General features: G+C 52.3%; 4 protein-coding genes and 2 tRNA genes. All 6 read left to right on the forward strand.

The genetic code is table 11. The annotated features are described in order from the left end of the window. The coding region (locus WMO24_RS00720) for an RNase H family protein (RefSeq protein ID WP_349214156.1) at window positions 1-225 on the forward strand (225 nt) is incomplete at its 5' end. A gap of 90 nt (window positions 226-315) precedes the next feature. Next, the gene (locus WMO24_RS00725; RefSeq protein WP_349214157.1) at window positions 316-1,488 is read left to right on the forward strand and encodes a cysteine desulfurase family protein; all 1,173 of its coding nucleotides are present in this window, start codon (window positions 316-318) and stop codon (window positions 1,486-1,488) included. 35 nt (window positions 1,489-1,523) lie between these two features. Next, window positions 1,524-1,955: a Fe-S cluster assembly scaffold protein NifU gene (gene nifU / locus WMO24_RS00730; protein WP_407878794.1), complete on the forward strand. Its 432-nt coding sequence runs from the start codon at window positions 1,524-1,526 to the stop codon at window positions 1,953-1,955. Window positions 1,956-1,960: 5 nt separating this feature from the next. Next, window positions 1,961-3,043 (forward strand): tRNA 2-thiouridine(34) synthase MnmA, encoded by a 1,083-nt coding sequence (gene mnmA, locus WMO24_RS00735; RefSeq protein ID WP_349214159.1) that lies wholly within the window; start codon window positions 1,961-1,963, stop codon window positions 3,041-3,043. 132 nt (window positions 3,044-3,175) lie between these two features. Next, window positions 3,176-3,251 (forward strand) — tRNA-Trp (locus WMO24_RS00740). Between the two features lie 3 nt (window positions 3,252-3,254). Further along, a tRNA-Asp gene (locus tag WMO24_RS00745) sits at window positions 3,255-3,328 on the forward strand. Window positions 3,329-3,330 lie beyond the last annotated feature (2 nt).

Consider the following 3,330-nt stretch of genomic DNA (forward strand, 5'->3'; position numbering starts at 1 on the left):
GTAATGGATGGGCTTTCCAAAGGCTGGGCCAAAAGCTGGCGTGCCCGCGGCTGGGTAAAAAGCGACAAAAAACCCGCTTTGAACAGCGACCTTTGGGCGCGCCTCCTGGACTTGTGTGAACCGCACACGTTTCATTACCAATGGATCAAAGGGCACGCCGGTCATCCGGAAAACGAAAAATGCGACCGAATGGCTGTTGCTCAGGCAGCAAAATTTAAAAAGTAGTTGCAAATTATACTATTTTAGTATATATTAATATTCAGGCAGAAACTTTCGTTTCTATTCTATATATGAATAAAGGTAAGGTGAAATTCATTGAGCCATACAATTTATCTGGATAACGCAGCCACAACGCCTGTCTCCAAACAGGTGCTGGACGCGATGATTCCTTATTACTGTGAAGAATACGGCAATCCTTCCAGCATTTTTTACTCGGTAGGCGCCCGCGCAAACGAGGCGCTGGCCAATGCCCGCAGCCGCGTGGCAGCTGCTTTGGGATGTGAACCCGCTGAAGTTTTCTTTACCAGCTGTGGCACCGAAGCAGATAACTGGGCAATCAAAGGGACTGCACACAAATTCGCCAAACTCGGCAAAAAGCATTTGATCACCAGCTGCATTGAGCATCATGCGGTGCTCCATTCCATGCAGGCCCTGGAAAAAGAAGGGTTTGAGATCACCTATCTTCCTGTGGACGCTGAAGGCTTTGTCTCGGTGGAAGATGTCAAAAACGCCATTCGTCCCGAAACAGCACTTGTCACCATCATGTACGCCAACAACGAGATCGGCACTTTGGAACCCATTGCTGAAATCGCTGAAGTTTGCCGCGAACGTGGCGTATGGTTCCACACGGACGCTGTACAGGCGGCCGGATCTGTTCCCATCAACTTCAAGGAACTCGGTGTGGATATGCTGAGTCTTTCCGCCCACAAATTCAACGGTCCCAAAGGCGTAGGCGCCCTGCTCTGCCGCCGCGGCGTGATGCCGCTGACATTCATGGACGGCGGTGCCCAGGAGCGAAACCGCCGTGCCGGAACCGAAAATCTGGCCGGCATTGTGGGACTGGCCACTGCGCTGGAATGCGCCGTGCAGAATCTGGATAAAAAAATGGCAGATGAACGCGCCATGCGTGATTATGTCCTCAAGGAAATCCAAAAAATGCCCAAGGTGAAGATCAACGGTCCCCTGGACACTTCCCGTCGGCTGCCCAACAACCTGAACGCCAGTTTTGAGGCCGCCGAAGGCGAAAGTCTGCTGTTGATGCTGGACATGAAAGGCATTTGTGCCTCCTCCGGTTCTGCCTGCGCATCGGGCAGTCTGGACCCAAGCCACGTGTTGCTTTCCATCGGTCTGCCGCATGAGATTGCCCATTGCAGCCTTCGCATCAGCTTCGGTATTCAGAATACCATGGACGATGCCCGCGCGGTTTGCCAGGCGCTGCAGGAAATTGTACCGACTGTGCGCGCACGCAGCCCGCTGTGGCATGACTGAGTTTCAGGAAGAAAAAAGAGAGGACTTGAAATATTATGTACAGTGAAAAAGTAATGGATCATTTCGCCAATCCCCGCAACGTGGGAGAAATTGAAAACGCAGACGGCGTTGGTGAAGTAGGAAACCCCAAGTGCGGCGACATCATGAAAATGTTTTTGAAGATTGACGGCAACGTCATCACCGATGTCAAATTCAAAACTTTTGGCTGCGGCGCTGCCATCGCTACTTCCAGCATCGCCACGGAAATGATCAAAGGAAAAACCATCGATGAAGCATTGAAGCTGACCAACAAAGCCGTGGTGGAAGCGCTGGATGGCCTTCCCCCTGTAAAAATTCACTGCAGCGTTCTGGCTGAACAGGCTGTAAAATCTGCTCTGGCGGATTACTACCGCCGTCAGGGAGTAGACCCGGAACCCATCGTGGGAAAAATTGAAGAAGATTGTCATGCTTGCAGCATTGAGGGGTGAAACACATGGCCGGTGAAGTAAGTCTCGGTACCAGCTTCCGCACATTTGAAGAACAGGATAAAATTCTGGTAGGTCTGTCGGGCGGTGTGGATTCCTCCGTCTGCATCCAGATTCTGAAAGATCAGGGGTTTGACGTCAGCACCGTGTTTATTCGTTTTTCCCCCGCAAGCGATTCCTCAGTGGAATCCGCGCGCGCGGTTGCAAAACAGTTTGACGTTCCCTTCTCCGTCGTAGACTGCTCGGAACTTTTTGAAAGCAAAGTCATTGAACCGTTCTGCGAAGCGTATTGCCGCGGAGAAACCCCCAGCCCCTGTGTATTGTGCAATCCCAACGTCAAATTTCAAATTCTTGCCGAAACAGCGGACCGAATGGGAATTCGTTTTATTGCCACCGGTCACTACGCACGTGTCCGCGAGGAAGACGGTTCTTTTTACGTATGCCGTGCCGCCAGCCAGGAACGGGACCAAAGCTATATGCTGTATGGCCTTTCCCAGGAGATTTTGCAACGGCTTTGCCTGCCCGTCGGCGAATTTGAAAAACCGGATATCCGTGAAATGGCTCGCGAAATGGGACTTGTCAGCGCAGATGCACCGGACAGCCAGGAAATTTGCTTCATTCCGGATGGCGATTACGCCGCTTTTATCGCCAATCGTGGCCTTGCCGATAAGCAGGGCCGTTTTATCGGCCCCAACGGAGAGGACTTTGGTCCCCATAAAGGCGTGTCGCATTATACGGTCGGTCAGCGAAAGGGTCTGAACATCGCTTACGGCCAGCCGATTTTTGTGCGGCGTATCCTTCCCAACGGAGATATTCAGCTGGCTTTGGCCGGCGATGAGTTCTATTCCGGTATTCGGCTTCGCCAGGCTGCGCGTTCCGACGGAAAAGCGCTTGTGCCCGGTGAAGAATATTTGGTAAAGATCCGCAGCCGGGCGCTTCCCGCCCCCTGTTGTGTGCAGGCTGTCGATGGAGATTGCGTAACGCTTTCTTTTGCACAGCCGCTGCGTGCCCCTGCCCCCGGTCAGTCGGCTGTTTTATACGTCGATGATCGCGTGGTCGGCGGCGGTGTAATCAGCGATATTCTGGAATAACAGAAAAGCCGGGCAAACGAGCGTTTTTGCCCGGCTTTTAAAAAAAATCATAAAACATCGAAAAAAGGGTTGACAAACTTCCTGTTCCCATGTATTATATTAAAGCGCCCTGTTGGTAAGGCCGCTTGATTTAGGGGTATAGCTCAGCTGGTAGAGCAGCGGTCTCCAAAACCGCGTGCCGAGGGTTCAAATCCTTCTGCCCCTGCCATATGGCCCGGTAGTTCAGTTGGTTAGAACGCTAGCCTGTCACGCTAGAGGTCGTGAGTTCGAGCCTCATCCGGGTCGCC

The organism is Ruthenibacterium intestinale, assembly GCF_040096265.1.
Lineage (GTDB): Bacteria > Bacillota > Clostridia > Oscillospirales > Ruminococcaceae > Ruthenibacterium > Ruthenibacterium komagatae.